This window comes from Myroides indicus (assembly GCF_004364575.1).
Classification (GTDB): Bacteria; Bacteroidota; Bacteroidia; order Flavobacteriales; family Flavobacteriaceae; genus Flavobacterium; species Flavobacterium indicum_A.
Genome location: NZ_SOAG01000009.1, coordinates 57,839 through 83,032 on the forward strand (window position 1 = coordinate 57,839; position 25,194 = coordinate 83,032).

Below are 25,194 nucleotides of genomic sequence, written 5' to 3' on the forward strand. Positions count from 1 at the left end.
AATGCAGATATTCAAAAGCGGCTTTCAGATATACTAAAGCGGCTTTTGAATATCTGCATTGTTAGAGCATGTTATGTTTTTTAGTACAATATATTTTTTTCTTAAAAAGGTTATATAAAAAAGATAGAAGAAAATAAATTTGAAACCAGTGCAAGATGGAGTTGCCAGTAAGATTACATTATTTTCATTCAACTGATTTAGTTGTACAATATTGCTGTAACACCAATCAATTTTTAGCTGAACAGTTGCATTGTAGGGGATATTATCAAATTCTACGATAGAATTATTGGCGACTTGCCCTACAATTTTATTGTTTATAATAACTTGATAATTTCGTAATAAATCTGGATAAGTATTTTGTCTTTTTATAGTTAACTTTGCCATCATTATTAGATCCGACTTGATAAGTAAGCAACTGAAGAAGCAATTATTGCAGCATTTATGCCAACGACCCCTGCTCCAAGTGGTCCTGCTACAACACCACCCCAAATAGCTCCTTTATATCCTCCAGCAGCATCTGCAACTGCTAGAGAAAACCAACCCCTCGAACTGTAAAGTTCATTTTCAAAATTGTCTGATTCATACCAATATTTATAAGAGTCCTTTGCTATCGCAGATGTTACTAGTATTATCGTTAATTCAATTTCTGAAATAGCGCTATTATTAGCATCATTTTCTATTATATTCAATCTGTCATATAAATCTGCATATGATGTGGCTTTAGTTAATGAATTGTTAATTTGTGAAATTTTATCATTAAAAAATTGTGATTTATTTCTATCAGTCTCAAAAGCATGCAAATTTCTTACGAATTGTAAATCAATAAAGTTTAAGTCAGCAAGACTTTTACTAGCTGAATGTTCATTTCCTTGGAATTTAATCTTTTTATCACTTAAAAAATTAACTGTTTTCATTTTTACAAAATTTAGTAAAGCAACAGTATCAATTTCATTATTTGAATCTTTAAAACTTCTAATATTTATTTCATCTTCGAATTCTCTAATTATATAAGTTAAACCTTCACTATGTAGATTTCCATAATGATTCATTTCGTCTCTATCAAATAAATTAACTTCTCTTTTGTTAGATGGCTTAATTTCTTCTGAATTTTCGTTAGAAGAACAGCCTAATAATGTTCCCACTAACATAAATGTGATGATGCTTAATTTTTTCATTGTTCTTAATTTTAATAATTATTTTTGTATTTCAATATAGTTTTATAATGCATGGTCAATCCTTTTGAACCGTTTACTTTTTAAAATATGGTATAACACCCAAATATTGATAATGCTACAGCAATACATTTATTTATTAAGCTGTTTTTCAAGTGGTTCATAATTAGATTTTTAATGTGTCTTGGAACAAACATAGTTAAAAAAGTATAATAAACAAAAATTAACATTGTTTTTATAATAAAGTATTTTTAATAATCTATTTTTTATCTTTATATTTTCAGATTAAAAAAACGGAGAGGAAAAAATATGGAGAATAAAACGGCGTCTGTTTCATTTAATATCGTGATTTTGCCAATACTCTTTTTAATGGCTATCTGGTTGGTGTATTGGCTGGACTGGCGCGATTATTTACAGTTATATCAATATGGCGTTTATCCGAGAACGCTGAGTGGTTTGCGGGGCGTTGTTTTTAGTCCTTTTATTCATGGAGGGCTGCGACACCTTTACAATAATTCTATTGCTATTTTTGTTTTGTTGTTGATGCTCCAATATTTTTATAAAAAGCAGGTTTGGCAAGTAATTGGATGGGGAATTTTGCTTTCGGGACTGGGGACGTGGCTGATTGCTCGTTCGAGTTATCACATTGGCGCCAGCGGATTGATTTATGTTTTGGTGAGCTTTATGTTTTTTAAGGGGATACAAAGCAGGCATTTTCGGTTAGTAGCTCTTTCACTGGTGATTGTTGTGCTGTATGGAAGTATGGTTTGGTATATGTTTCCCGATACGGAAGACGGTATTTCGTGGGAAGGGCATTTAAGCGGTTTTGTTACTGGATTGTTGCTGACACTGTTTTTAAAAGCACCTGAATTTGCCCAAAAAACATATAAGTACGACTGGCAGCATCCTGATTTTGATCCGCAGCAAGATCCTTTTATCAAGTGTTTTGACGAAAACGGAAACTATATTATTATCCCTAAAGAAACACTGGAAGAACGCTGGAAAAGAGATATTAGAAATCCCTATCGCATTACACTGCCGGTAATTTATACAAAAAATACCTGTGGTTTTGATATGGTATAAGTTTTAAAGCGCTCCCTATACAAAGATGCTGCCTAAAATCAGGCAGCATCTTGAACTAATCACCAAACATTTGAGAATATTCTATTCCCTGTTGAAATTAAAGTATCGTGCTTTTAAAACTTATCGTGCAATTGTAAAGTAGAAGGAGTGGTTACATTGTTGTTAATCATGTTTTGTTACTTCTACTATTCCGTGAACGCGAAGTGCTTTTTTTACACCGTTTTCATCTTTATATCCTATTCTTACATTATTAAAGGTGAATGAAACCTTTTTAGGGAGTACTCCATAATGTGGATCTGTATAAAAGTCTTTAGAAGGATTTACACTGACAGAACCTTGACTATAATCCCATTTTTCTGTGCTATACTCAGGAAGGGTCACCCCGGGAGCAGTAAGTTCAACTTTCCACCTGTTGTACTGCCAAGTAGTATCAAAATCCTCCGCTGTAATTTCGAGTGATTCATTAAAACAGGAGTTGTCAGTTGCAATGTCTATACTGGCAGGAGTAGGGCTCAGATGTAGCATCCATGCTTTCTTTTTATATTTCTCATCCTTTCCAATTGTCAGATAGCAAGCTGTTGCCGGATTTAGAATAACACTCAAATCATTAGAAAAAGAAAAAACGGGTTCACTATCTGTTAAAGGGTCATCTCCATCAAATATAAACAACCCAACTTCACTGATATAAGGATATTCTATGTGAGAATCGTCATTATCCCCATCATCATCGTTATCATTATTATCGCCCCCATTGCCGTCGTCATTATCATCCCCACCGTCATTGTTTCCGTCATCATCAGACGTCTGGACTGGTACAGCATCATCACCGGAACAACTATTGGTTGTTACCTGCAAGACCAAGAGTGGAAGGCATAACAGAATAAGCCGAACCACCATAAAATAAAATTTATGCATAATATTAAAGAATTTAATTTTTAAAGTTGTTTAATTTTAAAGCTTAATGATAGGAGAAAAATACCCCCGAAAGAGTATTTTTAACTAATTAAGGGGTTATGAAAAAATTATGGTTTACAAGTACAATTGCGACCCCTTTTATCAGCAGTTTGACAAACTATTTATTGCTTTATATGTTTGAGCGAAAGACAACCACAAGAATGCAATCGTCCATAATTTGCTGATGATGGCGGATAAACTGTTAGTGCACCGCTACACCAACTAAGATTATTATAAGTAAAAGAACAATTATTATATGCAGACCAAGTCCCTGTTACTTCTGTTCCATCATCATATATAAAAGTTGATTCACCTCCTGAATACAATATTAAACTGGCACTTCCAGAATAAGCAGGGGTACCGTCTTCGTTTGGATAACAAGTATTATACATTTCAACAAGCCAAGTTCCTATGATTTCATTCTCGCATGGGGTTATCACTATACTCGCCGTGACATTACATCCGTTGTCATCGGTTACGGTTACGGTATATTCGCCGTCTGCCAGTCCGGTTGCTGTTGCACCTGTTGCGCCGTTGCTCCACGCATAACTGTACGGTGGTACACCTCCGGTTGCTGCCGCTGTGGCGCTGTCGCCGGTTGCCGTTGCGGTTACGGCTAAATCAGAACCTGCACAATCTCTGGAGAGTCCAACACTTTTTATTGTTATGCATCCGTCGTTGTCTTTTACCGCTACGGTATATTCGCCGTTGGGATAATCATTGGCATAAATACCGATATCCGTAAATCCTGCTTGTCCTTCCAGAAAATAGCTGTACGGCGGTGTTCCGCCACTGCTTGGTGTTTCTATCACAATGGTACCTTCCATATCTATAAAAACATTGTAAACCAACGCGTTTTCCACACAGTCTGAAACCGGCAGGTTATTGTCCGGGTTTTCTTCTTCACCCACAGGGTTTTGGGCAGGTGTTCCGTCAGGATAGGGTATATCTGCAGGTTCTGCTGCGTTGGCATCACCCGTTATCACTGCCAGTGCTGCTGCCACTACGCCTACTGTAATTCCTACCGTTGCTATGGTGCCAACAATCGGAGCAGCGGCAACTGTTCCCAACGCAGCAATAATAACTGTTTCGCCTCCCGTTGCCAGAATAAGCCCCTCGGTTATGGCAACGCTTGCACCCAGCACACCCAAAGCTTCCCAGTTGATACTCAGAGTGGTTTTGTTTGGTGCAAAAGCGGCAAAACCTTGCACCGGAGGTATTTCAACATTGCAGGAATACAGCATTTCGGCTGTTTTTGCACTCCAATCATAGTTGTAATACGAAACACCTGCCGTATTACTGTCGGTATAGTCAAACTTAACCACTGCAGGCTGTTTTGTTCCGTTTACAGTAAAGAAAACAGCCTTAATCCGGTTGTAAAGCGGATCGACAACCATGTTTACCAATGTGTCGTTGTTTGTTTTCTGGTAAGTGAGGGTGTGAATCCGGTAAGGATTGTTGTTTTGGTCAAACGTTCCGTAAATATTCAACGTTCCGCTTGGGTTGTGATATTGCGCTTGCAGGGCATTGGCGCTTGGATTTCCGGTCTGGTTTTTAAAAACAGTCCAGTCGGAAGCCTGTGGTTTTGACGGGTCAGGATTGTTTCCACCGTCATCTGATGAGCAGGAATATATTCCCAATCCAATTATGAAGGCTATTAAAATGAGTGTAAATCGTTTCATGATTAACGTTTTTAAAGGTGGTTTAATTTTTTAAGATTTAATGACAGGATAAAAATATCCCCGAAAGGGTATTTTTAACTAATCATGAGTTTATGAAAAATATTTTTGGATATTTATTTTTTATCTTTTACGCAACGAATTGAAAAGCCTGCCGTAGGATATTCGTATCTTGTAGATATGGTGCTACTATTTTGATTGTTAATGGGGTAGTTTAATAATTCGAGAATTCCTATCGTTGCAAACTCTGTTCCTTCGTTGTAAATATCTTGATTGAATCCAAAACAGGCATGTTGTCCAAGAAACGCAAAAGTTGAAGTTAACTGGCATCCACTTGGTAAAGCTGTAAAACCACTTTCGTTAGTTGCGTCTGTATTTTCACTTATCCAATCATCTGTTGTGCTTTTTAATTTACCTCCGGCTACTTCAAGACCACCTAAAGTTGTAAATAATTCATACCAGTCCTCGTAGGTAGGAATATGCCATCCTTCCGGCGCTAGCCCTCGAGGGTCTTGTACAGCATAAATATTATAAAGTTTGCCATACAGGTTGTCATAAGAATAACTAAAAGAATAATTGCAGCAAGCACCTGTAGTAGTTTGAACCCAAGATGCCATATCACTAAAATACGGAATAGCATCTCCGTTTCGGTAGAAATTAACTTTAAGGTTGCTTTGCATCCATTTTTGATCACCTATTGTAACTACTTTATAAACATTCCCTTCTATGTCAGTTACCGTTTCTTCTCCAACCGTCACACTTGCGGTGGCATTACATCCGTTGTCATCGGTTACGGTTACGGTATATTCGCCGTCTGCCAGTCCGGTTGCTGTTGCACCTGTTGTGCCGTTGCTCCACGCATAACTGTACGGTGGTACACCTCCGGTTGCTGCCGCTGTGGCGCTATCGCCGGTTGCCGTTGCGGTTACGGCTAAATCAGAACCTGCACAATCTCTGGAGAGTTCAACACTTTTTATTGTTATGCATCCGTCGTTGTCTTTTACCGCTACAGTATATTCGCCGTTGGGATAATCATTGGCATAAATACCAATATCCGTAAATCCTGCTTGTCCTTCCAGAAAATAACTGTACGGCGGTGTTCCGCCGCCGCTTGGTGTTTCTATCACAATAGTACCTTCCATATCTATAAAAACATTGTAAACCAACGCGTTTTCCACACAGTCTGAAACCGGCAGGTTATTGTCCGGGTTTTCTTCTTCACCCACAGGGTTTTGGGCAGGTGTTCCGTCAGGATAGGGTATATCTGCAGGTTCTGCTGCGTTGGCATCACCCGTTATCACTGCCAGTGCTGCTGCCACTACGCCTACTGTAATTCCTACCGTTGCTATGGTGCCAACAATCGGAGCAGCGGCAACTGTTCCCAACGCAGCAATAATAACTGTTTCGCCTCCCGTTGCCAGAATAAGCCCCTCGGTTATGGCAACGCTTGCACCCAGCACACCCAAAGCTTCCCAGTTGATGCTCAGAGTGGTTTTGTTTGGTGCAAAAGCGGCAAAACCTTGCACTGGAGGTATTTCAACATTGCAGGAATACAGCATTTCGGCTGTTTTTGCACTCCAGTCATAGTTGTAATACGAAACACCTGCCGTATTACTGTCGGTATAGTCAAACTTAACCACTGCAGACTGTTTTGTTCCGTTTACAGTAAAGAAAACAGCCTTAATCCGGTTGTAAAGCGGATCGACAACCATGTTTACTAGTGTGTCGTTGTTTGTTTTCTGGTAAGTGAGGGAGTGAATCCGGTAAGGATTGTTGTTTTGGTCAAACATTCCGTAAATATTCAACGTTCCGCTTGGGTTGTGATATTGCGCCTGCAGGGCATTGGCGTTTGGATTTCCGGTCTGGTTTTTAAAAACAGTCCAGTCGGAAGCCTGTGGTTTTGACGGATCGGGATTGTTTCCACCGTCATCTGATGAGCAGGAATATATTCCCAATCCAATTATGAAGGCTATTAAAATGAGTGTAAATCGTTTCATGATTAACGTTTTTAAGATTTCATTTTCCAAAAGTAGTTATTGATATAAAAGCAGACAATCCCCTGTGGAGGGGATATTTTAGTTAAATTTTGTGAGTTTTTTTTGATTTTTTGTACTTTGTGACTCTCTAACTTCGTTAATCACTTTACAAATGGATAAATTGACACTCAAAAAAGCAGGTGCCATATGGAAAGAAATAGGGCATTACAAAAAACCCGAAGAATTGCATGTAGAAATAGAAATATATAAAAAAATGCTTGATTTATTTCAGGTAGGAGATTATTGCTATTTTATTTTTAGTCCGCCTGAAATGCAGATGGAGTATACTAACGACTCTATTTATAAGTTATTAGGCTATACCCCAGAGGAGTTTACGTTAGAAATTTTTTTGGATATTATCCATCCTGATGATTTACAAACCTATCTGAATTTTGAAGCAACTATTACTGAGTTTTGGAAAAATCTACCGCCAGATAAAGTGTTTAAATATAAAACTCGCTATGATTTTAGAATTCGCTGTAAAAATGGACAAACGAAGAGATTGTTACAGCAGGTAGCTGTAATCCAAAGTGATGAAGAAGGGGCTGTGCTGCGTACATTTGTTGTTTTTACTGATATTTCTGAACTTAAAGAAACTAATAAAATGGTGTTGTCTATTATAGGGTTGGATGGAGAGCCCTGCTACATAGATATCCATCCAGTAAAGGAGCTAGTGCCTTATAAGAGTATTCTTACAAAAAGAGAAATACAGGTTTTTCGTTTATTGGTTGAGGGATGTCAATCTGCTGAAATAGCTGAGATTTTAAATATTAGCTTACATACTGTCAGTTCTCATCGTAAAAATATTTTAAGAAAAACAAAAACCAATTCTGTACTGCATCTTACTAAATTAGGATTAGAAAAGGGATGGATATAATTTTTTAATTTTAAATCAAAAGTTATTGTTTTAATTCTACTTTTACCTTCTTTGTCTTATAGCTTCGTATAAAAATGCTCCACAGGCAACCGAAACGTTAAGGGAATCAATCGTACTGAACATTGGTAGTTTTGCTTTTTCGTCAATAATTTTTAAAACAGAGGGATTGATGCCCCTGTCTTCACTGCCCATAATAAGTGCAAGCGGGAGATTTAAATCCATATCGTAAATTTCTTTTTCGGCTTTTTCTGTTGCTCCTAAAGTAACGATACCGGACGATTGAAGGTAAAATACAGCGTCTTTAATGTGGTCAACCTTACAGATAGGGATATTGAAAACCGCGCCAGCAGAGGTTTTTACCGTATCGCCGTTTACGGGAGCAGCTCCGTTTTTAGAAATAATAATGCCATCTGCTCCACAGCAGACTGCAGTACGGATGATGGCGCCAAAATTCCGGGCATCTGAAACTTGGTCTAAAATAAGGAAAAGAGGCTTTTCTTTTTTCTCCATTACAGATTCAATCAATTCTTCCAAGGCAAGAAAAGAAACGGGGGAGATATTGGCAACGGCTCCCTGATGATTTTTTTTAGTCAATCGGTTTAATTTTTCAATGGGTACGTATGAAAAATTTATGTTGTTTTTTTTCAGATTCTTAATCAGCTCATTCATCAGTTCTCCCTGAGCTTCTTTTTGAATAAACACTTTGTCTAAATCTTTACCTGCTTCTATGGCTTCGAGGATTGCGCGAATGCCAAAAATTTGATTGTCTTGCTCCATGATGCAAATATATAAAAAGCAAGCTTAGAAAATGGTTGAAAAACTGATATGAATGGTTGTATTGTCAAATTTAAAATTATCATTGGGTTGTTTGCCATTGGCAAAGGACAAGTTGAATTTGCCGGAGGAAGTGAGCATCCCGATTCCAAAGCCTAGACTATACAAATGATTTTTTTGATTGTGCTTTTCATTTTCCTGATAAGCATAATCTATAATGGAATGAATGTATAGATTTTGAGAAAGCAAAAAACGATATTCAGTATTAATTAAACTGAACTTGCTTGCGTATAAACTGTTTTCTTGAAAACCGCGGAGTGAATTGTTTCCGCCAAAGCGCTGCAATTCGTTGATAAAAAAAGAATCGCTGAACAGCGCGTAATTTTGCCAACGCAGATATAAATAATTTTTGGAATTGATTTGGATATTTTTTTTGAGATCAACCTCCGCAAAGGATTGGTTGTCGTTTAAATCTTCAGAAGTTCTTTTTCCGGTTCCTACTTTAATATATGCGGCTAAGTTTACAGGGAATAGTAAGACATAAGGTCTGTTTTTTTTATAGTGATAGGCAAGGGTGTAGAATTTACTGTCATATCCCTGCATATCTAACGAAGTGCTATTTGTAGCAGAAGTATTGGTTTGATAGCCGATAAATACTTTATTGTTGTATGAAAAGTAATAGCCTAGTTGAAGTTCGAGCTTGGTGTTTTGATAAGTACTGTCTTGTTTTTGGATATCCAAGGCTCCCCTTACAGCTAAGGGCGTGTTAAAAATATAAGGTATTTCTGCATTAAAGTGAAAGTCTGTCTGCTTGTTGCCGTCGTTTTTCCAATATAGATTAAGAGATTCTCCTCTGTTTAAAATGTTGTTGAGCTGGAGGTCAAGATACCCGTTTAAAATAACCTTTCCGTCTTCGTCGTTGTTAAAACCGACATATCCGTCAAATTGATTGGTGTTTTTTTTGTTTAAAAACAAAAACAGAGCAGTAGTATCTTCTGTAAAAAGGGTTTCGGCAGGTTTTGCTTCTTTTATAAAATCTAATTGAAGTACTTCTGAGGATATCTTGCTTATCAAATTTTCGTTGTAGTCTTTGCCAATATTTTTTTGTGTAATTTTTTTTATAATGGAAACGGGTATTTTATTTTGGGAAACAATTTCTATTTTGTCTAAAGTTCTTTTCTTCTCGGTATGTATAACCAGGCTGCATATTAAGGTGTCATTTACTATGGTGTGATTTTGCATGAGTATGGTACTTGTGCCTAAGCCTTCTCGTTCTAGCAGTTGCGTAAAATGATGAAGGGTTGATTGCGTTTGTGCAAAGGGAAGAATAAGTTCATTGTTGGTAATTTGCAATATCTTTTTTATGTTCTGATTTAAAGCGGATGTTTTAAAGACGGCAGCAGCTATTGGCGTATTTAAGTTATATATATAGGTATAATGCGTTTTGTTTTTCTGTTCTGTCCGGTTTAGATTGAGATAGCCGCCATGGTAGAGTTCTTGATCTATTTTATGAATAGTTTCTGTGATAGAGTTTATGTTTTCGTGATCTTTTTGATAATCAAGTCCGGCTAAAATCTCATTTTCTTTTGCGTTGTCAGATTTTATTTCCAAAGTAAGGACTATTTCCTGTGCAAAAAAATTGCAGGTAATGCACAAAAAGCAAATCAGGGCTAAAATGTTTTTCAAAGCTTAATTATCAAATTGATAGTAAAAATAAAAGAAAAAGCATGAGTTAGAAGAAGAGATTGAAAAAAAATATAATCAGATTGAAAATTAGTGTTTTGCATTTTGTAAAATAAAAAAAACTTTCTACATTTGCAACCCCGTATATAGTGCGGAAAATATATTAAGAAATTATTAATAAACATTATGCCAACAATTCAACAATTAGTAAGAACAGGGAGAACCCAATTGACTAAGAAGAGTAAATCGGTTGCTTTAGATTCTTGTCCTCAACGAAGAGGAGTTTGTACGCGTGTTTATACTACTACACCTAAAAAACCTAACTCTGCAATGCGTAAAGTTGCAAGGGTACGTTTAACAAATGGTAACGAGGTAAACGCTTACATCCCCGGAGAAGGACATAATCTACAAGAACACTCGATAGTATTAGTTAGAGGTGGAAGGGTAAAAGATTTGCCTGGTGTGAGATATCACATTGTTCGTGGAGCTTTGGATACTGCCGGAGTTAACGGTAGAACTCAAAGAAGATCGAAATACGGAGCAAAACGACCTAAAGACGCAAAAAAGTAATAGTTTAAAAAACTTTTAAGAAAAAGACATGAGAAAAAGACAGGCTAAAAAGAGACCTCTTTTACCAGATCCGAAATTTAATGATCAGTTAGTAACTCGTTTTGTTAATAACTTAATGTGGGATGGTAAGAAGTCAACGGCTTTTAGAGTATTCTATGATGCTTTAGAAATTGTAGAAGAAAAGAAACAAGATGAAGAGAAATCTTCATTAGAGGTTTGGAAAGATGCGTTAACAAATGTTATGCCGCACGTTGAAGTAAGATCTCGTCGTGTAGGAGGAGCTACCTTCCAGATTCCTATGCAAATTCGTCCGGATAGAAAGATTTCTATGGCGATGAAATGGATGATTTTGTATGCGAGAAGAAGAAATGAGAAATCTATGGCTGCTAAATTGGCTGCTGAAATCTTGGCTGCTGCTAAAGAAGAAGGAGCTGCAGTGAAAAAGAGAATGGATACTCATAAGATGGCTGAAGCTAATAAAGCATTCTCTCACTTTAGATTTTAATCCATACAGAAAACATATACAATGGCAAGAGATTTAAAATATACAAGAAACATTGGTATCGCTGCTCACATCGATGCTGGTAAGACAACTACTACAGAGCGTATTTTGTTCTATACAGGTAAAAACCACAAAATGGGAGAAACTCACGAAGGATCTTCTACGATGGACTGGATGGAACAAGAAGCGGAGAGAGGTATTACTATTCAGTCAGCAGCAACTACTTGTACTTGGAATTTCCCAACAAAGCAAGGTGAGAAGATAGCTGAGTCTATGGAGTACCACTTTAATATTATTGATACTCCGGGACACGTTGACTTTACAGTTGAGGTGAACCGTTCTTTACGTGTGTTGGATGGATTGGTGTTTTTATTTAGTGCAGTTGACGGTGTTGAGCCTCAGTCTGAAACTAACTGGAGATTAGCAGATAATTATAAAGTTCCTCGTATGGGATTCGTTAATAAAATGGATCGTCAGGGAGCTAACTTTTTAGCAGTTTGTCAACAGGTGAAAGATATGTTGAAATCAAATGCTGTGCCTATCGTATTGCCGATCGGTGATGAAGCGGATTTTAAAGGTATTGTAGACTTGGTGAAAAACCGCGCCATCGTATGGCATGATGAAAACCATGGTTCTACTTTTGATATTGTTGATATCCCCGAAGAAATGACGGATGATGTAAAACAATACAGAGGTCAGTTGATCGAGGAAATCGCGGCTTATGATGAGGAGTTGTTAGAAAAATATATGGAAGATGAAAATTCTATCACGGAAGACGAAATCCATGTTGCTTTGCGTAAAGCTACTTTGGATATGAGTATTATTCCGATGACTTGTGGATCGTCTTTCAAAAACAAAGGAGTTCAGTTTATGTTGGATGCGGTTTGTCGTTACTTACCTTCTCCAATGGATAAAGAAGCTATTGAAGGGACGAATCCTGATACAGAAGAGCCAACCTCTCGTAAACCATCAGTAAGTGATCCGTTCTCAGCTTTAGCATTTAAAATTGCTACTGACCCGTATGTAGGGCGTTTGGCTTTCTTTAGAACATATTCAGGACATTTAGACGCTGGTTCTTATGTGTTGAATACTCGTTCAGGAAACAAAGAGCGTATCTCTCGTATTTACCAAATGCACGCTAATAAGCAAAATCCGGTAGAATATATTGAAGCTGGAGATATTGGTGCAGCTGTTGGATTTAAAGATATCAAAACAGGAGATACTCTTTGTGATGAGAAAAATCCAATTGTATTGGAAAGTATGGTTTTCCCAGATCCGGTTATCGGGGTGGCTATTGAACCTAAAACAAAAGCTGACGTTGATAAAATGGGTATGGCTTTGGCTAAATTGTCTGAAGAAGATCCAACATTTACAGTGAAAACAGATCACGCTACCGGACAAACAATTATTTCGGGAATGGGTGAGTTACACTTAGATGTAATTGTTGACCGTATGCGTCGTGAGTTTAAAGTTGAGGTTAACCAAGGTGAACCGCAAGTTGAATACAAAGAAGCTTTAACTCGTGCAGCAGATCACAGAGAAGTTTATAAAAAACAATCCGGAGGTCGTGGTAAATTTGCTGATATTGTTTTCAAAATTGCACCGGCTGATGAGGTTGACGGAAAACCATTCGTAGGACTTCAGTTTGTTAACGAAGTTAAAGGTGGTAACGTTCCTAAAGAATATATCCCTGCAGTTGAAAAAGGATTTAGAGAAGCAATGAAACAAGGTCCTTTGGCTGGTTTTGAGATGGATTCAATGAAGATTACATTGGTTGACGGATCTTACCACGCAGTGGATTCTGATGCGTTGTCTTTTGAATTGGCTGCAAAAATGGGTTATAAAGCAGCGGCTAAAGCTGCGGGAGCTGTAATCTTAGAGCCGATTATGAAATTAGAAGTATTGACTCCGGAAGAAAACATGGGAGATATTGTAGGGGATTTGAACCGTCGCCGCGGACAAATCAATGCAATGGACGACAGAGCCGGATCAAAAGTAGTAAAAGCTTCTGTACCGCTTTCTGAAATGTTTGGTTACGTAACAACATTGCGTACTTTATCTTCAGGACGTGCTACTTCAACAATGGAGTTTTCTCACTACGCAGAAACACCTTCAAATATTTCAGAAGAAGTAATTGCAAAAGCAAAAGGAAACGCTTAATCTTAGAGAAAAATGAGTCAAAAAATCAGAATAAAATTAAAATCTTACGATCATATGTTGGTTGATAAATCAGCAGAGAAAATCGTAAAAACTGTAAAAAGTACAGGAGCTGTGGTAACTGGTCCGATTCCGTTGCCAACGCATAAAAAAATATTCACTGTTCTTCGTTCACCGCACGTGAATAAAAAAGCAAGAGAGCAGTTTGAGTTGAGTTCATACAAAAGATTATTGGATATTTATTCTTCTTCTTCAAAAACAATTGACGCTCTTATGAAATTGGAGTTGCCAAGCGGTGTTGAAGTTGAAATCAAAGTGTGATAAACTTTATATAGAATATATAGCAGTTAAGTATTAAGGTTTTCCTTAATACTTAGTTGTTTTTTTGAATTGAAATAAAACAATAATTAATAATTAAATATTTATGTCTGGGTTAATTGGTAAAAAAATCGGCATGACAAGCATTTTCGACGAAAACGGGAAAAATATTCCTTGTACAGTAATCGAAGTTGGTCCGTGTGTCGTTACCCAAGTCAGAACCAATGAGGTTGACGGGTATGAAGCGTTACAACTTGGTTTCGATGACAAGACAGAGAAACACGCTATTAAAGCTGAGGTAGGTCACTTTAAAAAAGCGGGAACATCTGCAAAGAAAAAAGTCATTGAGATCAAAGAGTGGGAGCAAGAATATAAATTAGGTGATGTGATCACTGTGGATCTTTTTGAAGAAGGTGAGTTTGTGGATGTACAAGGTGTATCTAAAGGAAAAGGATTCCAGGGGGTTGTTAAACGTCATGGTTTTGGTGGTGTAGGACAAGTTACTCACGGTCAAAAAAATCGTTTAAGAGCACCAGGATCTGTCGGAGCTTCTTCTTATCCGTCAAGAGTATTCAAAGGAATGCGCATGGCAGGAAGAACCGGAGGAGAAAATGTAACAGTACAAAACCTTAGAGTTTTAAAAGTAGTTGCTGATAAAAATCTACTTGTTGTTAAGGGAGCTATTCCAGGACACAAAAACTCTTATGTAATCATTCAGAAGTAATGGAAGTAAAAGTTTTAGATATCACAGGTAAAGATACTGGTAGAAAAGTTGAACTTTCTGACGCAGTATTCGGTATAGAACCAAATAATCATGCAGTATATCTTGATGTTAAGCAATATTTGGCAAACCAAAGACAGGGTACACACAAGACTAAAGAAAGAGCAGAAATTGCAGGAAGTACTCGGAAAATTAAAAAACAAAAGGGAACTGGTACTGCTCGCGCAGGAAGTATTAAAAATCCTTTGTTTAGAGGTGGAGGAACAGTTTTCGGACCAAGACCAAGAACTTATTCTCTTAAACTAAATAAAAGTTTGAAACGTTTGGCGAGAAAATCTGCTTTCTCAATTAAAGCAAAAGAGTCAAATTTAATCATAGTTGAAGATTTTAATTTTGAAGCGCCAAGTACTAAAAAATTCATTAACGTTTTGAATTCTTTAGGGTTGGAAAATAAAAAATCTCTATTTGTGTTTGGTGAATTAAATAAAAATGTATATTTGTCATCACGCAATTTAGGGAAGGCTTCTGTTGTAACTAATTCTGAATTAAGCACTTATTCGATTTTAAATGCATCAAGTTTAGTCTTAACAGAGGGGTCTGTAGCCGGAATTGTAGAAAATTTAAGTAAATAATAGGAAGATGAGTGTTTTAATTAAGCCTATAATTACAGAAAAAATAACTAAAGATAGCGAATCTTTAGGTCGTTTTGGTTTCGTAGTTGATGGAAAAGCAAACAAAATTCAGATTAAAAATGCTGTTGAGGCAGCTTATGGTGTGAGTGTTGTTAGTGTAAATACTATGAACTGTGCGGCAAAACGTTCTGTTAAGTATACAAAAAGCGGAATGATTAACGCTAAAACTAATGCTTATAAAAAAGCGATAGTTCAATTGAAAGAAGGAGATAATATAGACTTTTATTCAAATATCTAATAAATAATGTCAGTTAGAAAATTAAAACCTATTACCCCAGGTCAGCGTTTTAGAGTTGTGAATAGTTTTGACGCTATTACAACTGATAAGCCGGAGCGCAGTTTATTGGCACCGAAAAAAAAATCTGGAGGTAGAAATAGTCAAGGAAAAATGACCATGCGCTATATGGGTGGTGGTCATAAACAAAGATATCGTATTGTCGATTTTAAAAGAACTAAAGCAGGTGTTCCTGCTGTGGTTAAAACAATCGAGTATGATCCGAACCGTTCGGCATTTATTTCTTTGCTTGCTTATGCGGATGGAGCAAAAACATACGTTATCGCTCAAGCAGGAATGAAAGTTGGGCAAACTGTAACTTCAGGACCAGATGCATCGCCGGAAATTGGTAATGCAATGCCTTTAAGTAAAATTCCTTTAGGAACTGTTATTTCTTGTATTGAATTGCGTCCAGGTCAAGGAGCTGTGATTGCACGTTCGGCAGGAACTTTTGCTCAGTTAGTTGCGAGAGATGGTAAATATGCTACTATCAAGATGCCTTCTGGAGAAGTGCGTTTGATTTTGTTGACATGTATGGCTACTATCGGAGCAGTATCTAATCACGATCACCAGTTAATCGTTTCTGGTAAAGCAGGTAGATCTAGATGGTTAGGAAGAAGACCTAGAACAAGACCGGTAGCGATGAACCCTGTAGATCACCCGATGGGAGGTGGAGAAGGACGCGCTTCAGGAGGACACCCACGTTCAAGAAAAGGGTTGCCTGCTAAAGGTTACAGAACTCGTTCTAAGGTTAAGGCTAGTAATAAGTATATCGTTGAACGTAGAAAGAAATAAAAGAGTAAGACATGGCACGTTCGTTAAAAAAAGGACCTTATGTTCACTATAAATTAGAGAAAAAAGTTCAAGCAAATGTAGAATCTGGAAATAAAGCTGTTATCAAAACTTGGTCAAGAGCTTCAATGATTACTCCGGATTTTGTTGGACAAACTATTGCAGTTCATAATGGTCGTCAGTTTGTTCCTGTATATGTAACAGAGAACATGGTAGGACATAAATTAGGGGAATTTTCACCAACAAGATCTTTTAGAGGTCACGCGGGTGCAAAGAATAAAGGTAAAAAATAATAAGAAGCTATGGGAGTTCGTAAAAGAGAAAGAGCTGAGCAAATTAAAGAAGCAAACAAGCACATTGCTTTTGCTAAGCTAAACAATTGCCCTACTTCTCCAAGAAAAATGCGCTTGGTAGCGGATTTAGTAAGAGGACAGAAAGTAGAAAAAGCTCTAAATATATTAAAGTTCAGTACAAAAGAAGCTTCTCGTAACCTTGAGAAATTGCTTTTGTCTGCAATTGCAAACTGGCAAGCAAAAAACAGCGAAGCTAATTTGGAAGAAGCTGAGCTAATTGTGAAAGAGATCCGTGTAGATGGTGGAATGATGTTGAAAAGACTTCGTCCAGCTCCTCAAGGAAGAGCACACAGAATAAGAAAACGTTCTAATCACGTAACAATCGTATTAGGATCTAATAATAACACACAAAGCAATTAATAAGCAGTATGGGACAAAAAACTAATCCAATCGGGAATCGTCTTGGTATTATCAGAGGATGGGACTCAAACTGGTATGGTGGAAATGACTACGGTGATAAAATCGCAGAGGATTTTAAAATCAGAAAGTATATCCATGCTCGTTTATCAAAAGCTAGTGTATCAAAGGTAATCATTGAAAGAACTTTGAAACTTGTAACCGTTACTATCACTACTGCCAGACCGGGTATTATTATCGGGAAAGGCGGACAAGAGGTAGACAAGTTGAAGGAGGAATTGAAAAAGATTACTGATAAGGAAATTCAAATCAATATCTTTGAAATTAAGCGTCCGGAACTTGATGCGTTTTTAGTGGCTGCAAGTATTGCGCGTCAAATTGAAAGCAGAATTTCTTACCGTAGAGCAATCCGTATGGCTATCGCAGCTGCTATGAGAATGAATGCGGAAGGAATTAAAGTGATGATTTCTGGTCGTTTGAACGGTGCTGAAATGGCGCGTTCAGAAACTTTCAAAGAAGGAAGAATTCCTTTGTCAACTTTCAGAGCTGATATTGATTATGCACTTGCTGAAGCGCATACTACTTATGGTAGAATGGGAATCAAAGTGTGGATCATGAAAGGTGAAGTTTACGGGAAAAGAGACCTTTCTCCGTTAGCTGGTATGGATAAAAAACAATCCAAATCATCAGGGTCTAGACCGCAAGGTAAACCGAATCCTCGCAAAAGAAAGTAATTTTTTAAACAGAAGAAAAAATGTTACAGCCTAAAAGAACAAAATACCGTAAGGTACAGAAAGGTAAAATGAAAGGGATTTCCCAAAGAGGGCATGAACTTTCAAATGGTATGTTTGGAATTAAATCGATGGATTCTGCATTTATTACTTCACGTCAAATCGAGGCTGCACGTATTGCAGCTACTCGTTTTATGAAACGTGAAGGACAATTGTGGATTAAAATTTTTCCGGACAAACCAATAACTAAAAAGCCTCTCGAAGTGCGTATGGGTAAAGGAAAAGGAGCAGTAGAGTACTGGGTTGCTGTGGTAAAACCAGGAAGAATTATGTTTGAAGTTGGTGGAGTGCCAATTTCTGTAGCGAAAGAAGCTTTGCGCCTAGCAGCTCAAAAGCTTCCGGTAAGAACTAAGTTTGTAATTGCTAGAGATTTCGAAGCATAATCTAAATTTTATCATGAAACAATCAGAAATAGTAAAACTATCTGTAGCCGAATTACAAGATCAGCTAAAACAGTTGACAGACACATATGCAAGTTTAAAAGGAACTCATGCAATTTCTCCAATTGAGAATCCAATTCAAATCAGAAAAGTGAGAAGAACAATTGCAAGAGTAAAAACTGAACTAAGCAAGAGAGACTTACAATAATTGTATTCTGCCAAAGATGGAAAATAGAAAATTAAGAAAAGAGAGAATAGGTGTAGTTACTAGCAATAAAATGGAGAAATCTATTGTTGTGTCAGAAGTAAAAAAAATAAAACACCCATTATACGGAAAGTTCGTGTTGAAAACTAAAAAATATGTTGCACACGACGAAACAAACGACTGCAACATCGGAGATAAAGTTAGAATAATGGAAACACGTCCATTGTCTAAATCAAAGTGTTGGAGATTAGTTGAAATCATTGAAAGAGCGAAATAATTATGGTACAACAGGAATCTAGACTTAAAGTAGCAGATAACACGGGGGCAAAAGAAGTTTTGACAATCCGTGTTTTAGGAGGAACGAAGCGTCGTTATGCCTCTGTAGGAGATAAAATTGTAGTTTCTATTAAAGAAGCAACTCCAAACGGAAGTGTTAAAAAAGGAACTGTTTCAACCGCAGTTGTTGTTCGTACCAAAAAAGAAGTGAGAAGAGCTGATGGATCTTACATCCGTTTCGACGATAACGCTTGCGTATTGTTGAACGCTGCAGGTGAAATGAGAGGAACTCGTGTTTTTGGACCGGTAGCAAGAGAGCTTCGTGAAAAACAGTTCATGAAAATTGTATCATTAGCACCAGAGGTGTTGTAATTCTTTCAAAACATGATTAAGCTAAAGATAAAAACAGGAGACATTGTACGAGTAATTGCTGGAGATCACAAAGGATCAGAAGGGAAAGTAGTACGTGTATTACGTGAAAAAAACAAAGCTATTGTTGAAGGGGTGAACATTATTTCAAAACACGTGAAGCCAAGTGCTTCTAACCCTCAAGGTGGAATTGTTAAGAAAGAAGCTCCAATCCACATTTCAAATTTAGCCCTTATTGATTCTAAAACAAAAGAAACTACAAAGGTGGGGTACAGAATTGAAAATGGAAAAAAAGTAAGAGTTTCTAAAAAATCAAATCAAGTATTGTAGTTATGGCTTATATACCAAGACTTAAAGAAGAGTATAAAAGCAGAGTAGTTTCTGCTCTTAAAGAAGAATTTGCGTACAAAAACGTTATGCAGGTTCCAAAACTTGAGAAAATTGTGGTGAGCCGTGGTGTAGGTGCCGCTGTTTCTGATAAAAAATTAGTTGATTACGCAGTAGAGGAATTGACAAAAATTACAGGACAAAAGGCAGTTGCTACTATTTCTAAAAAAGACGTTGCGTCTTTTAAATTGAGAAAAGGAATGCCAATCGGAGCGAAAGTAACTTTGCGCGGAGAAAGAATGTATGAGTTCTTAGACCGTTTAGTAACTTCAGCTTTACCACGTGTAAGAGATTTCTCAGGAATTAAATCTGACGGTTTTGACGGAAGAGGAAATTATAACTTGGGTGTAACTGAGCAAATTATTTTCCCTGAAATCAATATTGATAAAGTAAACAAAATTGCTGGTTTCGATATCACTTTTGTAACATCTGCAAAGACAGACAAAGAAGCGAAATCTTTATTGGCAGAATTAGGATTACCTTTTAAAAAGAATTAAGTATGGCTAAAGAATCAATGAAAGCCCGTGAGGTAAAAAGACAAGCATTAGTAGAAAAATATGCTGCTAAAAGAAAAGCTCTTTTAGAAGCTGGTGACTACGAGGGGTTACAAAAATTACCTAAAAATGCTTCTCCAGTTCGTTTGCACAACAGATGTAAATTGACAGGAAGACCAAGAGGGTATATGCGTCAGTTCGGTATTTCCCGTGTTACTTTCCGTGAGATGGCTAACCAAGGATTGATACCTGGAGTTAAAAAGGCAAGTTGGTAATTAAGATTTAAAGGTAAAAACATGTATACAGATCCAATAGCAGATTATCTTACAAGAATTAGAAATGCGGTAAGAGCAAACCACAAAGTGGTTGAAATACCAGCGTCTAACTTTAAAAAAGAAATCACAAAAATTTTATTCGATCAAGGATATATCTTAAGCTATAAATTTGACGATAGTACTATACAAGGTACTATCAAAATAGCTTTAAAATACGATAAAGACACTAAAGAGTCTGTTATTAGAGATATCCAGAGAATTAGTAAACCAGGTTTGCGTAAATACGCTTCTGCAGCCGATCTTCCTAGAATCTTAAATGGTTTGGGAATTGCTATAGTTTCTACATCAAAAGGATTGATGACTGGAAAAAAAGCAAAACAATTAAACGTAGGTGGAGAAGTAGTTTGTTACGTATACTAATTTAAAAAGACTTAGAAATGTCAAGAATAGGAAAAAGTCCAATAGCAATTCCTGCAGGCGTAACGGTTGACGTTAAAGAAGGAGAAGTTGTTGTTAAAGGAAAATTAGGCGAACTTGCTCAACAAATTGACAGTGTTTCTGTTAAAGTTGAAGAAGGGCATGTTGTTGTGGAGCGTCCTAACGAAGATAAAGATGTAAGATCAAAACACGGTCTATACCGCAGTTTGATTAACAATATGATAATCGGAGTTTCTGAAGGATTTACAGTTACTTTGGAATTGGTCGGAGTGGGATATCGTGCTTCAAATCAAGGACAAAAGTTAGACTTAGCGTTAGGTTTCTCTCATAACATTATGATGGAAATTGCACCTGAGGTGAAAGTTGAAACTGTGTCAGAAAAAGGGAAAAACCCTCTTGTGAAGTTAACTTCGCATGATAAACAACTTGTAGGACAAGTAGCGGCTAAAATCCGTTCTTTCCGTAAACCTGAACCTTACAAAGGAAAAGGTATCAAGTTTGTAGGTGAAGAGTTAAGAAGAAAAGCAGGTAAATCAGCTTAAAAATTAAGACTATGTCATTAACAAAATCTGAAAGAAGACAACGTATTAAATTCAGAGTCAGAAAAACAGTAAGCGGAACTGCTGCTAGACCTCGACTTTCTGTATTTAGAAGTAATAAAGAAATCTATGCACAAATCATAGATGACGTAAATGGAGTAACTCTGGCAGCTGTATCTTCAAGAGAAGCTGGGATAACAAGAGGAACCAATATTGAAACTGCTGCATCGGTTGGGAAACTAATTGCAGAGAAGGCTTTAAAAGCAGGTATAGATACTGTATCTTTTGACAGAGGCGGGTATTTATATCACGGACGTGTTAAATCATTAGCAGAAGGTGCTAGAGAAGCTGGATTAAAATTCTAATTAGTTATGTATCAAAATTATAAAAATGTAGAATTTGTAAAACCAAGTGGTCTTGAATTAAAAGACCGTTTGGTTAGTGTAAACCGTGTTACTAAAGTAACTAAAGGAGGAAGAGCATTTGGTTTTTCTGCCGTAGTTGTTGTAGGTGACGAAAATGGTGTAGTGGGTCATGGTTTGGGTAAATCTAAAGATGTTTCTGAAGCAATAGCGAAAGCTGTTGAAGATGCAAAGAAAAATCTGGTAAGAATTCCATTAAACGGACATACAATTCCTCATGAACAAAAAGGAAAATTTGCCGGAGCAAGAGTATTGTTGATGCCTGCATCCTTGGGTACCGGAGTAATTGCTGGAGGTTCTGTCAGAGCAGTTGTTGAGTCGGTTGGAATTACAGATTTATTGTCTAAATCTCAAGGTTCTTCTAATCCGCACAACGTGGTGAAAGCGACTTTCGATGCTTTATTACAAATGAGAAGTGCTTCTACAGTTGCAAAACAAAGAGGGATTTCTTTAGAAAAAGTATTTAAAGGTTAATTTGAAAGAGTTATGTCAAAAATTAGAGTAAAACAAGTAAAAAGCCAAATCAAATGTCCTCAAACACAAAAGAGAACATTAGAGGCTTTAGGACTTCGTAAAATAGGGCAGGTAGTTGAACACGAAACGTCTGAATCTATTTTAGGAATGATAAATAAAGTTCAACACTTAGTTTCTGTAGAAGAAATTAAATAATATTGTAAAGAATGAATTTAAGTAATTTACAACCAGCAAACGGTTCAGTACACAACCAAAACAAACGTGTTGGTCGTGGTGAAGGTTCTGGAAAAGGAGGAACTTCTACAAGAGGACATAAAGGTGCTAAATCACGTTCTGGATATTCTAAGAAGATTGGATTTGAAGGAGGTCAAATGCCACTTCAAAGACGTGTTCCTAAATTTGGTTTCAAAAATATCAATAGAGTAGAGTACGACGTTATCAACTTAGATCACTTACAAACTTTGGTAGATAATGGAGTAGTTCAGGATACAGTAGATTTTGCTCTTTTAGTTGATCTTGGATTAGCTTCTAAAAATAGTTTGGTAAAGATTTTAGGACGTGGAGAACTTAAAGCAAAATTGAAAGTTTCTGCACACAAATTTTCAGCATCCGCTAAATCGGCTATCGAGGCAGCTGGAGGAGAAGTTGTAACGTTATAAAATCTTAGTGAACAAGATGAAGAAGTTTTTTGAGACATTAGCCAATATTTGGAAAATAGAAGAATTAAAAAATAAAATTTTAATCACTTTAGGATTATTACTTGTGTATCGTTTTGGTACACAAGTAACCCTACCGGGTATTGATGCAACAAAATTGCAAGCGTTAACAGAGCAAACTGACCAAGGTATTGGTTGGTTGATTAATGTTTTTACAGGGGGTGCATTTGCACAGGCATCTGTATTTGCATTAGGTATTATGCCTTATATTTCTGCTTCCATTGTGGTTCAGTTGATGGGAATAGCGGTTCCATATCTTCAGAAGCTGCAAAATGATGGAGAAAGTGGTAGAAAGAAAATGAACCAGATTACAAGATGGTTAACTATCGGAATTACCTTGTTACAGGGACCAAGTTATATTTACAACTTGTATGTGCAACTGCCTTCAGATGCATTTTTGTTAGGTTTCAATTCTTTCTCATTCTTGTTTTCTTCAGTAATTATATTAGTTACCGGAACTGTTTTTGCAATGTGGCTGGGTGAGAAGATTACTGATAAAGGAATAGGGAATGGAATATCACTGTTAATTATGGTTGGTATTATCGCAAGATTTCCAATGTCTTTTATTCAGGAATTCCAATCCAGAATTACAGAAAACAACGGAGGTCCGATGTTGATTGTGATAGAAGTAATCATATGGTTGCTGATTATTGTAGCTTGTATTTATCTGACTCTTGCAGTTAGAAAAATTCCGGTTCAGTATGCTAGAAGAAGCGCATCCGGATCTTATGATCAATCTATGTTAGGCGGTAATCGCCAGTGGATTCCATTAAAATTGAACGCATCTGGTGTTATGCCGATTATTTTTGCACAGGCAATCATGTTTGTGCCGGCAGCAGTGGCAGGATTATCAACTTCTGATACCGCACAAAGCATTAGTTCAACGTTTCACAATGTATTCGGATGGGAGTATAATTTACTTTTTGCTGCATTAATCATAATTTTTACGTACTTTTACACCGCAATTACAGTACCTACGAATAAAATGGCAGACGATTTGAAGAGAAGTGGCGGATTCATTCCTGGAATTAAACCAGGATCGGATACTGCGGATTACTTAGATAAAATTATGTCATTGATAACTTTTCCTGGGTCTCTTTACCTTGCTCTTATCGCTGTGTTCCCGGCAATAATTGTAAGTTTGTTAGGAGTTCAGCAAGGTTGGGCTATGTTTTATGGCGGAACATCCCTGTTGATTATGGTGAGTGTAGTAATTGACACTATTCAGCAAGTCAATGCGTATTTGTTAAATAAACAGTACGATGGTATGATGACAAGTGGTAAAAATAGAAGAGCAACAGCTTAATTTTTATGGCAAAACAATCAGCAATAGAACAAGACGGATCAATTATTGAAGCATTGTCAAATGCGATGTTTCGGGTTGAATTAGAAAATGGACATGTCGTTATCGCTCATATTTCAGGAAAAATGCGAATGCATTACATAAAATTATTACCTGGAGACAGAGTAAAATTGGAAATGAGTCCGTACGACCTGACTAAAGCAAGAATTACTTATAGATATTAAAGAGGCTATTAAAATGAAAGTAAGAGCATCAGTTAAAAAAAGAAGTGCCGAGTGCATTATAGTACGTAGAAAAGGTAGACTTTACGTTATTAATAAAAAGAATCCTAGATTTAAACAAAGACAAGGATAATTATGGCAAGAATCGCAGGGGTAGACATACCTAAACACAAAAGAGGAGTTATTGCTTTAACTTACATTTTCGGAGTAGGAGCAAGCAGAGCTAAAGAAATTCTTGAAAAAGCTAATGTTAGCGAAGATAAAAAAGTTCAAGATTGGAATGACGATGAAATCGGAGCAATCCGTGAAGCTGTAGGTCATTACAAAATAGAAGGAGAATTGCGTTCGGAGGTTTCGTTGAACATCAAACGTTTAATGGACATCGGATGTTACAGAGGAATCCGTCACAGATCTGGTCTTCCGTTAAGAGGTCAAAGAACCAAAAATAACTCCAGAACAAGAAAAGGTAAAAGAAAAACTGTTGCTAACAAGAAAAAAGCAACTAAATAATAAAGTAGTAATATGGCTAAAGCGAATACAAAAAAACGTAAAGTACTTGTTGAAGCAACAGGTGAGGCTCATATTAATGCGACGTTTAACAATATCATCATTTCATTGACTAATAAAAAAGGTGAAGTGATTTCTTGGTCATCCGCAGGTAAAATGGGATTCAGAGGTTCTAAAAAGAACACCCCTTATGCTGCTCAGATGGCCGCAGAAGATTGTGGTAAAGTTGCACTTGAGGCAGGACTTAAAAAAGTAAAAGTTTATGTAAAAGGACCTGGAAACGGAAGAGAATCTGCTATCAGATCTTTACATAACGGCGGAATTGAAGTAACTGAGATTATCGATATTACTCCAATGCCGCACAATGGATGTCGTCCTCCAAAAAGAAGAAGAGTTTAATTTA

General features: G+C 36.8%; 38 protein-coding genes. 31 read left to right on the plus strand and 7 right to left on the minus strand.

Going from position 1 to position 25,194, the window contains the following annotated elements:
• Positions 1–33: 33 nt before the first annotated feature.
• Together C8P70_RS05205 and C8P70_RS05210 are read right to left on the minus strand one after the other, a co-directional pair.
• Complete coding sequence (locus C8P70_RS05205; protein WP_133712279.1) at positions 34–387, minus strand: hypothetical protein; 354 nt, start codon at positions 385–387, stop codon at positions 34–36.
• Between the two features lie 2 nt (positions 388–389).
• A complete protein-coding gene (locus C8P70_RS05210) occupies positions 390–1,175 on the minus strand; it encodes a hypothetical protein (protein WP_133712280.1) in 786 nt (261 codons plus the stop codon).
• 306 nt (positions 1,176–1,481) lie between these two features.
• Here C8P70_RS05210 and C8P70_RS05215 point away from each other — a divergent pair, with 306 nt between their 5' ends.
• The gene (locus tag C8P70_RS05215; protein WP_133712281.1) at positions 1,482–2,255 is read left to right on the plus strand and encodes a rhomboid family intramembrane serine protease; all 774 of its coding nucleotides are present in this window, start codon (positions 1,482–1,484) and stop codon (positions 2,253–2,255) included.
• A 162-nt stretch (positions 2,256–2,417) separates the two neighbouring features.
• Here the strand turns inward: C8P70_RS05215 and C8P70_RS05220 are convergent, their stop codons facing one another.
• The 3 genes from C8P70_RS05220 to C8P70_RS05230 form a co-directional block, all read right to left on the minus strand.
• Positions 2,418–3,170 (minus strand): hypothetical protein, encoded by a 753-nt coding sequence (locus C8P70_RS05220; protein WP_133712282.1) that lies wholly within the window; start codon positions 3,168–3,170, stop codon positions 2,418–2,420.
• Between the two features lie 161 nt (positions 3,171–3,331).
• On the minus strand, positions 3,332–4,891 hold the full coding sequence (locus tag C8P70_RS05225) for a SprB repeat-containing protein (protein ID WP_133712283.1): 1,560 nt from the start codon (positions 4,889–4,891) through the stop codon (positions 3,332–3,334).
• A 113-nt stretch (positions 4,892–5,004) separates the two neighbouring features.
• Positions 5,005–6,885: an FISUMP domain-containing protein gene (locus C8P70_RS05230; RefSeq protein ID WP_133712284.1), complete on the minus strand. Its 1,881-nt coding sequence runs from the start codon at positions 6,883–6,885 to the stop codon at positions 5,005–5,007.
• A 151-nt stretch (positions 6,886–7,036) separates the two neighbouring features.
• Between C8P70_RS05230 and C8P70_RS05235 the strand changes: the two genes are divergently transcribed.
• Positions 7,037–7,801, plus strand: a complete 765-nt coding sequence (locus C8P70_RS05235) for a LuxR C-terminal-related transcriptional regulator (RefSeq protein ID WP_133712285.1) — start codon at positions 7,037–7,039, stop codon at positions 7,799–7,801.
• 42 nt (positions 7,802–7,843) lie between these two features.
• Here C8P70_RS05235 and rlmB read toward each other — a convergent pair whose 3' ends face one another.
• Together rlmB and C8P70_RS05245 are read right to left on the minus strand one after the other, a co-directional pair.
• Positions 7,844–8,578 (minus strand): 23S rRNA (guanosine(2251)-2'-O)-methyltransferase RlmB, encoded by a 735-nt coding sequence (gene rlmB / locus C8P70_RS05240; RefSeq protein ID WP_133712286.1) that lies wholly within the window; start codon positions 8,576–8,578, stop codon positions 7,844–7,846.
• Positions 8,579–8,602: 24 nt separating this feature from the next.
• Complete coding sequence (locus tag C8P70_RS05245) at positions 8,603–10,186, minus strand: BamA/TamA family outer membrane protein (RefSeq protein WP_166666174.1); 1,584 nt, start codon at positions 10,184–10,186, stop codon at positions 8,603–8,605.
• Between the two features lie 258 nt (positions 10,187–10,444).
• On the opposite strand from C8P70_RS05245, the gene rpsL reads away from it, so the two are divergent.
• The 29 genes from rpsL to rpsK all read left to right on the plus strand — a co-directional run bounded on the left by rpsL (position 10,445) and on the right by rpsK (position 25,190).
• Positions 10,445–10,828, plus strand: a complete 384-nt coding sequence (gene rpsL, locus C8P70_RS05250; RefSeq protein WP_125018803.1) for a 30S ribosomal protein S12 — start codon at positions 10,445–10,447, stop codon at positions 10,826–10,828.
• Positions 10,829–10,856: 28 nt separating this feature from the next.
• Positions 10,857–11,333 carry a 30S ribosomal protein S7 gene (gene rpsG, locus C8P70_RS05255; RefSeq protein WP_133712288.1) on the plus strand — a complete coding sequence of 159 codons (477 nt, stop codon included), beginning with the start codon at positions 10,857–10,859 and terminating at the stop codon, positions 11,331–11,333.
• A 21-nt stretch (positions 11,334–11,354) separates the two neighbouring features.
• The gene (gene fusA / locus C8P70_RS05260; protein ID WP_133712289.1) at positions 11,355–13,490 is read left to right on the plus strand and encodes an elongation factor G; all 2,136 of its coding nucleotides are present in this window, start codon (positions 11,355–11,357) and stop codon (positions 13,488–13,490) included.
• Positions 13,491–13,502: 12 nt separating this feature from the next.
• Positions 13,503–13,808, plus strand: coding sequence for a 30S ribosomal protein S10 (gene rpsJ, locus C8P70_RS05265; RefSeq protein ID WP_006259497.1), 306 nt, complete (start codon positions 13,503–13,505; stop codon positions 13,806–13,808).
• A gap of 103 nt (positions 13,809–13,911) precedes the next feature.
• Positions 13,912–14,529 carry a 50S ribosomal protein L3 gene (gene rplC, locus C8P70_RS05270; protein ID WP_133712290.1) on the plus strand — a complete coding sequence of 206 codons (618 nt, stop codon included), beginning with the start codon at positions 13,912–13,914 and terminating at the stop codon, positions 14,527–14,529.
• Positions 14,529–15,158: a 50S ribosomal protein L4 gene (gene rplD / locus C8P70_RS05275; RefSeq protein ID WP_133712291.1), complete on the plus strand. Its 630-nt coding sequence runs from the start codon at positions 14,529–14,531 to the stop codon at positions 15,156–15,158. Before rplC ends, rplD begins: the two co-directional genes overlap by 1 nt.
• Before the next feature lie 7 nt (positions 15,159–15,165).
• Positions 15,166–15,456 carry a 50S ribosomal protein L23 gene (gene rplW / locus C8P70_RS05280; RefSeq protein WP_133712292.1) on the plus strand — a complete coding sequence of 97 codons (291 nt, stop codon included), beginning with the start codon at positions 15,166–15,168 and terminating at the stop codon, positions 15,454–15,456.
• A gap of 6 nt (positions 15,457–15,462) precedes the next feature.
• Positions 15,463–16,287, plus strand: a complete 825-nt coding sequence (gene rplB, locus C8P70_RS05285; RefSeq protein WP_133712293.1) for a 50S ribosomal protein L2 — start codon at positions 15,463–15,465, stop codon at positions 16,285–16,287.
• 11 nt (positions 16,288–16,298) lie between these two features.
• Positions 16,299–16,577 carry a 30S ribosomal protein S19 gene (gene rpsS, locus C8P70_RS05290; RefSeq protein ID WP_133712294.1) on the plus strand — a complete coding sequence of 93 codons (279 nt, stop codon included), beginning with the start codon at positions 16,299–16,301 and terminating at the stop codon, positions 16,575–16,577.
• 9 nt (positions 16,578–16,586) lie between these two features.
• Positions 16,587–16,997 (plus strand): 50S ribosomal protein L22, encoded by a 411-nt coding sequence (gene rplV, locus C8P70_RS05295; protein WP_133712295.1) that lies wholly within the window; start codon positions 16,587–16,589, stop codon positions 16,995–16,997.
• 8 nt (positions 16,998–17,005) lie between these two features.
• Positions 17,006–17,728: a 30S ribosomal protein S3 gene (gene rpsC / locus C8P70_RS05300; RefSeq protein ID WP_133712296.1), complete on the plus strand. Its 723-nt coding sequence runs from the start codon at positions 17,006–17,008 to the stop codon at positions 17,726–17,728.
• Between the two features lie 20 nt (positions 17,729–17,748).
• Positions 17,749–18,168: a 50S ribosomal protein L16 gene (rplP, locus tag C8P70_RS05305; RefSeq protein WP_133712297.1), complete on the plus strand. Its 420-nt coding sequence runs from the start codon at positions 17,749–17,751 to the stop codon at positions 18,166–18,168.
• 13 nt (positions 18,169–18,181) lie between these two features.
• Positions 18,182–18,373, plus strand: coding sequence for a 50S ribosomal protein L29 (gene rpmC, locus C8P70_RS05310; RefSeq protein WP_133712298.1), 192 nt, complete (start codon positions 18,182–18,184; stop codon positions 18,371–18,373).
• Positions 18,374–18,389: 16 nt separating this feature from the next.
• Positions 18,390–18,647, plus strand: a complete 258-nt coding sequence (rpsQ, locus tag C8P70_RS05315; protein WP_133712299.1) for a 30S ribosomal protein S17 — start codon at positions 18,390–18,392, stop codon at positions 18,645–18,647.
• A gap of 2 nt (positions 18,648–18,649) precedes the next feature.
• Positions 18,650–19,018, plus strand: a complete 369-nt coding sequence (gene rplN / locus C8P70_RS05320; protein ID WP_133712300.1) for a 50S ribosomal protein L14 — start codon at positions 18,650–18,652, stop codon at positions 19,016–19,018.
• Positions 19,019–19,030: 12 nt separating this feature from the next.
• Positions 19,031–19,345, plus strand: a complete 315-nt coding sequence (gene rplX / locus C8P70_RS05325; RefSeq protein ID WP_133712301.1) for a 50S ribosomal protein L24 — start codon at positions 19,031–19,033, stop codon at positions 19,343–19,345.
• A 2-nt stretch (positions 19,346–19,347) separates the two neighbouring features.
• The gene (rplE, locus tag C8P70_RS05330) at positions 19,348–19,899 is read left to right on the plus strand and encodes a 50S ribosomal protein L5 (RefSeq protein WP_133712302.1); all 552 of its coding nucleotides are present in this window, start codon (positions 19,348–19,350) and stop codon (positions 19,897–19,899) included.
• Positions 19,900–19,901: 2 nt separating this feature from the next.
• On the plus strand, positions 19,902–20,171 hold the full coding sequence (gene rpsN / locus C8P70_RS05335) for a 30S ribosomal protein S14 (RefSeq protein ID WP_133712303.1): 270 nt from the start codon (positions 19,902–19,904) through the stop codon (positions 20,169–20,171).
• Between the two features lie 21 nt (positions 20,172–20,192).
• Positions 20,193–20,591, plus strand: coding sequence for a 30S ribosomal protein S8 (gene rpsH, locus C8P70_RS05340; RefSeq protein ID WP_133712304.1), 399 nt, complete (start codon positions 20,193–20,195; stop codon positions 20,589–20,591).
• Positions 20,592–20,608: 17 nt separating this feature from the next.
• Positions 20,609–21,151 (plus strand): 50S ribosomal protein L6, encoded by a 543-nt coding sequence (gene rplF, locus C8P70_RS05345; protein ID WP_133712305.1) that lies wholly within the window; start codon positions 20,609–20,611, stop codon positions 21,149–21,151.
• Between the two features lie 11 nt (positions 21,152–21,162).
• Complete coding sequence (rplR, locus tag C8P70_RS05350) at positions 21,163–21,513, plus strand: 50S ribosomal protein L18 (RefSeq protein WP_133712306.1); 351 nt, start codon at positions 21,163–21,165, stop codon at positions 21,511–21,513.
• Positions 21,514–21,519: 6 nt separating this feature from the next.
• Positions 21,520–22,044 (plus strand): 30S ribosomal protein S5, encoded by a 525-nt coding sequence (rpsE, locus tag C8P70_RS05355; protein WP_133712307.1) that lies wholly within the window; start codon positions 21,520–21,522, stop codon positions 22,042–22,044.
• Between the two features lie 12 nt (positions 22,045–22,056).
• A complete protein-coding gene (gene rpmD / locus C8P70_RS05360) occupies positions 22,057–22,239 on the plus strand; it encodes a 50S ribosomal protein L30 (protein ID WP_133712308.1) in 183 nt (60 codons plus the stop codon).
• A gap of 11 nt (positions 22,240–22,250) precedes the next feature.
• The gene (gene rplO / locus C8P70_RS05365) at positions 22,251–22,703 is read left to right on the plus strand and encodes a 50S ribosomal protein L15 (protein WP_133712309.1); all 453 of its coding nucleotides are present in this window, start codon (positions 22,251–22,253) and stop codon (positions 22,701–22,703) included.
• 16 nt (positions 22,704–22,719) lie between these two features.
• The gene (secY, locus tag C8P70_RS05370; RefSeq protein WP_133712310.1) at positions 22,720–24,066 is read left to right on the plus strand and encodes a preprotein translocase subunit SecY; all 1,347 of its coding nucleotides are present in this window, start codon (positions 22,720–22,722) and stop codon (positions 24,064–24,066) included.
• Between the two features lie 5 nt (positions 24,067–24,071).
• The gene (infA, locus tag C8P70_RS05375; RefSeq protein ID WP_133712311.1) at positions 24,072–24,287 is read left to right on the plus strand and encodes a translation initiation factor IF-1; all 216 of its coding nucleotides are present in this window, start codon (positions 24,072–24,074) and stop codon (positions 24,285–24,287) included.
• A 13-nt stretch (positions 24,288–24,300) separates the two neighbouring features.
• Complete coding sequence (gene ykgO / locus C8P70_RS05380; RefSeq protein ID WP_002987490.1) at positions 24,301–24,417, plus strand: type B 50S ribosomal protein L36; 117 nt, start codon at positions 24,301–24,303, stop codon at positions 24,415–24,417.
• Positions 24,418–24,419: 2 nt separating this feature from the next.
• Complete coding sequence (gene rpsM / locus C8P70_RS05385) at positions 24,420–24,794, plus strand: 30S ribosomal protein S13 (protein WP_133712312.1); 375 nt, start codon at positions 24,420–24,422, stop codon at positions 24,792–24,794.
• Positions 24,795–24,806: 12 nt separating this feature from the next.
• The gene (gene rpsK, locus C8P70_RS05390; protein WP_133712313.1) at positions 24,807–25,190 is read left to right on the plus strand and encodes a 30S ribosomal protein S11; all 384 of its coding nucleotides are present in this window, start codon (positions 24,807–24,809) and stop codon (positions 25,188–25,190) included.
• The last annotated feature ends 4 nt before the right edge of the window (positions 25,191–25,194 follow it).

What these genes read in the sequence shown, in the direction of transcription:
- C8P70_RS05205 (WP_133712279.1), bottom strand. Translation starts at nt 387, where the DNA reads ATGATGGCAAAGTTAACTATAAAAAGACAAAATACTTATCCAGATTTA.
- C8P70_RS05210 (WP_133712280.1), bottom strand. Translation starts at nt 1,175, where the DNA reads ATGAAAAAATTAAGCATCATCACATTTATGTTAGTGGGAACATTATTA.
- C8P70_RS05215 (WP_133712281.1), top strand. Translation starts at nt 1,482, where the DNA reads ATGGAGAATAAAACGGCGTCTGTTTCATTTAATATCGTGATTTTGCCA.
- C8P70_RS05220 (WP_133712282.1), bottom strand. Translation starts at nt 3,170, where the DNA reads ATGCATAAATTTTATTTTATGGTGGTTCGGCTTATTCTGTTATGCCTT.
- C8P70_RS05225 (WP_133712283.1), bottom strand. Translation starts at nt 4,891, where the DNA reads ATGAAACGATTTACACTCATTTTAATAGCCTTCATAATTGGATTGGGA.
- C8P70_RS05230 (WP_133712284.1), bottom strand. Translation starts at nt 6,885, where the DNA reads ATGAAACGATTTACACTCATTTTAATAGCCTTCATAATTGGATTGGGA.
- C8P70_RS05235 (WP_133712285.1), top strand. Translation starts at nt 7,037, where the DNA reads ATGGATAAATTGACACTCAAAAAAGCAGGTGCCATATGGAAAGAAATA.
- rlmB (WP_133712286.1), bottom strand. Translation starts at nt 8,578, where the DNA reads ATGGAGCAAGACAATCAAATTTTTGGCATTCGCGCAATCCTCGAAGCC.
- rpsL (WP_125018803.1), top strand. Translation starts at nt 10,445, where the DNA reads ATGCCAACAATTCAACAATTAGTAAGAACAGGGAGAACCCAATTGACT.
- rpsG (WP_133712288.1), top strand. Translation starts at nt 10,857, where the DNA reads ATGAGAAAAAGACAGGCTAAAAAGAGACCTCTTTTACCAGATCCGAAA.
- fusA (WP_133712289.1), top strand. Translation starts at nt 11,355, where the DNA reads ATGGCAAGAGATTTAAAATATACAAGAAACATTGGTATCGCTGCTCAC.
- rpsJ (WP_006259497.1), top strand. Translation starts at nt 13,503, where the DNA reads ATGAGTCAAAAAATCAGAATAAAATTAAAATCTTACGATCATATGTTG.
- rplC (WP_133712290.1), top strand. Translation starts at nt 13,912, where the DNA reads ATGTCTGGGTTAATTGGTAAAAAAATCGGCATGACAAGCATTTTCGAC.
- rplD (WP_133712291.1), top strand. Translation starts at nt 14,529, where the DNA reads ATGGAAGTAAAAGTTTTAGATATCACAGGTAAAGATACTGGTAGAAAA.
- rplW (WP_133712292.1), top strand. Translation starts at nt 15,166, where the DNA reads ATGAGTGTTTTAATTAAGCCTATAATTACAGAAAAAATAACTAAAGAT.
- rplB (WP_133712293.1), top strand. Translation starts at nt 15,463, where the DNA reads ATGTCAGTTAGAAAATTAAAACCTATTACCCCAGGTCAGCGTTTTAGA.
- rpsS (WP_133712294.1), top strand. Translation starts at nt 16,299, where the DNA reads ATGGCACGTTCGTTAAAAAAAGGACCTTATGTTCACTATAAATTAGAG.
- rplV (WP_133712295.1), top strand. Translation starts at nt 16,587, where the DNA reads ATGGGAGTTCGTAAAAGAGAAAGAGCTGAGCAAATTAAAGAAGCAAAC.
- rpsC (WP_133712296.1), top strand. Translation starts at nt 17,006, where the DNA reads ATGGGACAAAAAACTAATCCAATCGGGAATCGTCTTGGTATTATCAGA.
- rplP (WP_133712297.1), top strand. Translation starts at nt 17,749, where the DNA reads ATGTTACAGCCTAAAAGAACAAAATACCGTAAGGTACAGAAAGGTAAA.
- rpmC (WP_133712298.1), top strand. Translation starts at nt 18,182, where the DNA reads ATGAAACAATCAGAAATAGTAAAACTATCTGTAGCCGAATTACAAGAT.
- rpsQ (WP_133712299.1), top strand. Translation starts at nt 18,390, where the DNA reads ATGGAAAATAGAAAATTAAGAAAAGAGAGAATAGGTGTAGTTACTAGC.
- rplN (WP_133712300.1), top strand. Translation starts at nt 18,650, where the DNA reads ATGGTACAACAGGAATCTAGACTTAAAGTAGCAGATAACACGGGGGCA.
- rplX (WP_133712301.1), top strand. Translation starts at nt 19,031, where the DNA reads ATGATTAAGCTAAAGATAAAAACAGGAGACATTGTACGAGTAATTGCT.
- rplE (WP_133712302.1), top strand. Translation starts at nt 19,348, where the DNA reads ATGGCTTATATACCAAGACTTAAAGAAGAGTATAAAAGCAGAGTAGTT.
- rpsN (WP_133712303.1), top strand. Translation starts at nt 19,902, where the DNA reads ATGGCTAAAGAATCAATGAAAGCCCGTGAGGTAAAAAGACAAGCATTA.
- rpsH (WP_133712304.1), top strand. Translation starts at nt 20,193, where the DNA reads ATGTATACAGATCCAATAGCAGATTATCTTACAAGAATTAGAAATGCG.
- rplF (WP_133712305.1), top strand. Translation starts at nt 20,609, where the DNA reads ATGTCAAGAATAGGAAAAAGTCCAATAGCAATTCCTGCAGGCGTAACG.
- rplR (WP_133712306.1), top strand. Translation starts at nt 21,163, where the DNA reads ATGTCATTAACAAAATCTGAAAGAAGACAACGTATTAAATTCAGAGTC.
- rpsE (WP_133712307.1), top strand. Translation starts at nt 21,520, where the DNA reads ATGTATCAAAATTATAAAAATGTAGAATTTGTAAAACCAAGTGGTCTT.
- rpmD (WP_133712308.1), top strand. Translation starts at nt 22,057, where the DNA reads ATGTCAAAAATTAGAGTAAAACAAGTAAAAAGCCAAATCAAATGTCCT.
- rplO (WP_133712309.1), top strand. Translation starts at nt 22,251, where the DNA reads ATGAATTTAAGTAATTTACAACCAGCAAACGGTTCAGTACACAACCAA.
- secY (WP_133712310.1), top strand. Translation starts at nt 22,720, where the DNA reads ATGAAGAAGTTTTTTGAGACATTAGCCAATATTTGGAAAATAGAAGAA.
- infA (WP_133712311.1), top strand. Translation starts at nt 24,072, where the DNA reads ATGGCAAAACAATCAGCAATAGAACAAGACGGATCAATTATTGAAGCA.
- ykgO (WP_002987490.1), top strand. Translation starts at nt 24,301, where the DNA reads ATGAAAGTAAGAGCATCAGTTAAAAAAAGAAGTGCCGAGTGCATTATA.
- rpsM (WP_133712312.1), top strand. Translation starts at nt 24,420, where the DNA reads ATGGCAAGAATCGCAGGGGTAGACATACCTAAACACAAAAGAGGAGTT.
- rpsK (WP_133712313.1), top strand. Translation starts at nt 24,807, where the DNA reads ATGGCTAAAGCGAATACAAAAAAACGTAAAGTACTTGTTGAAGCAACA.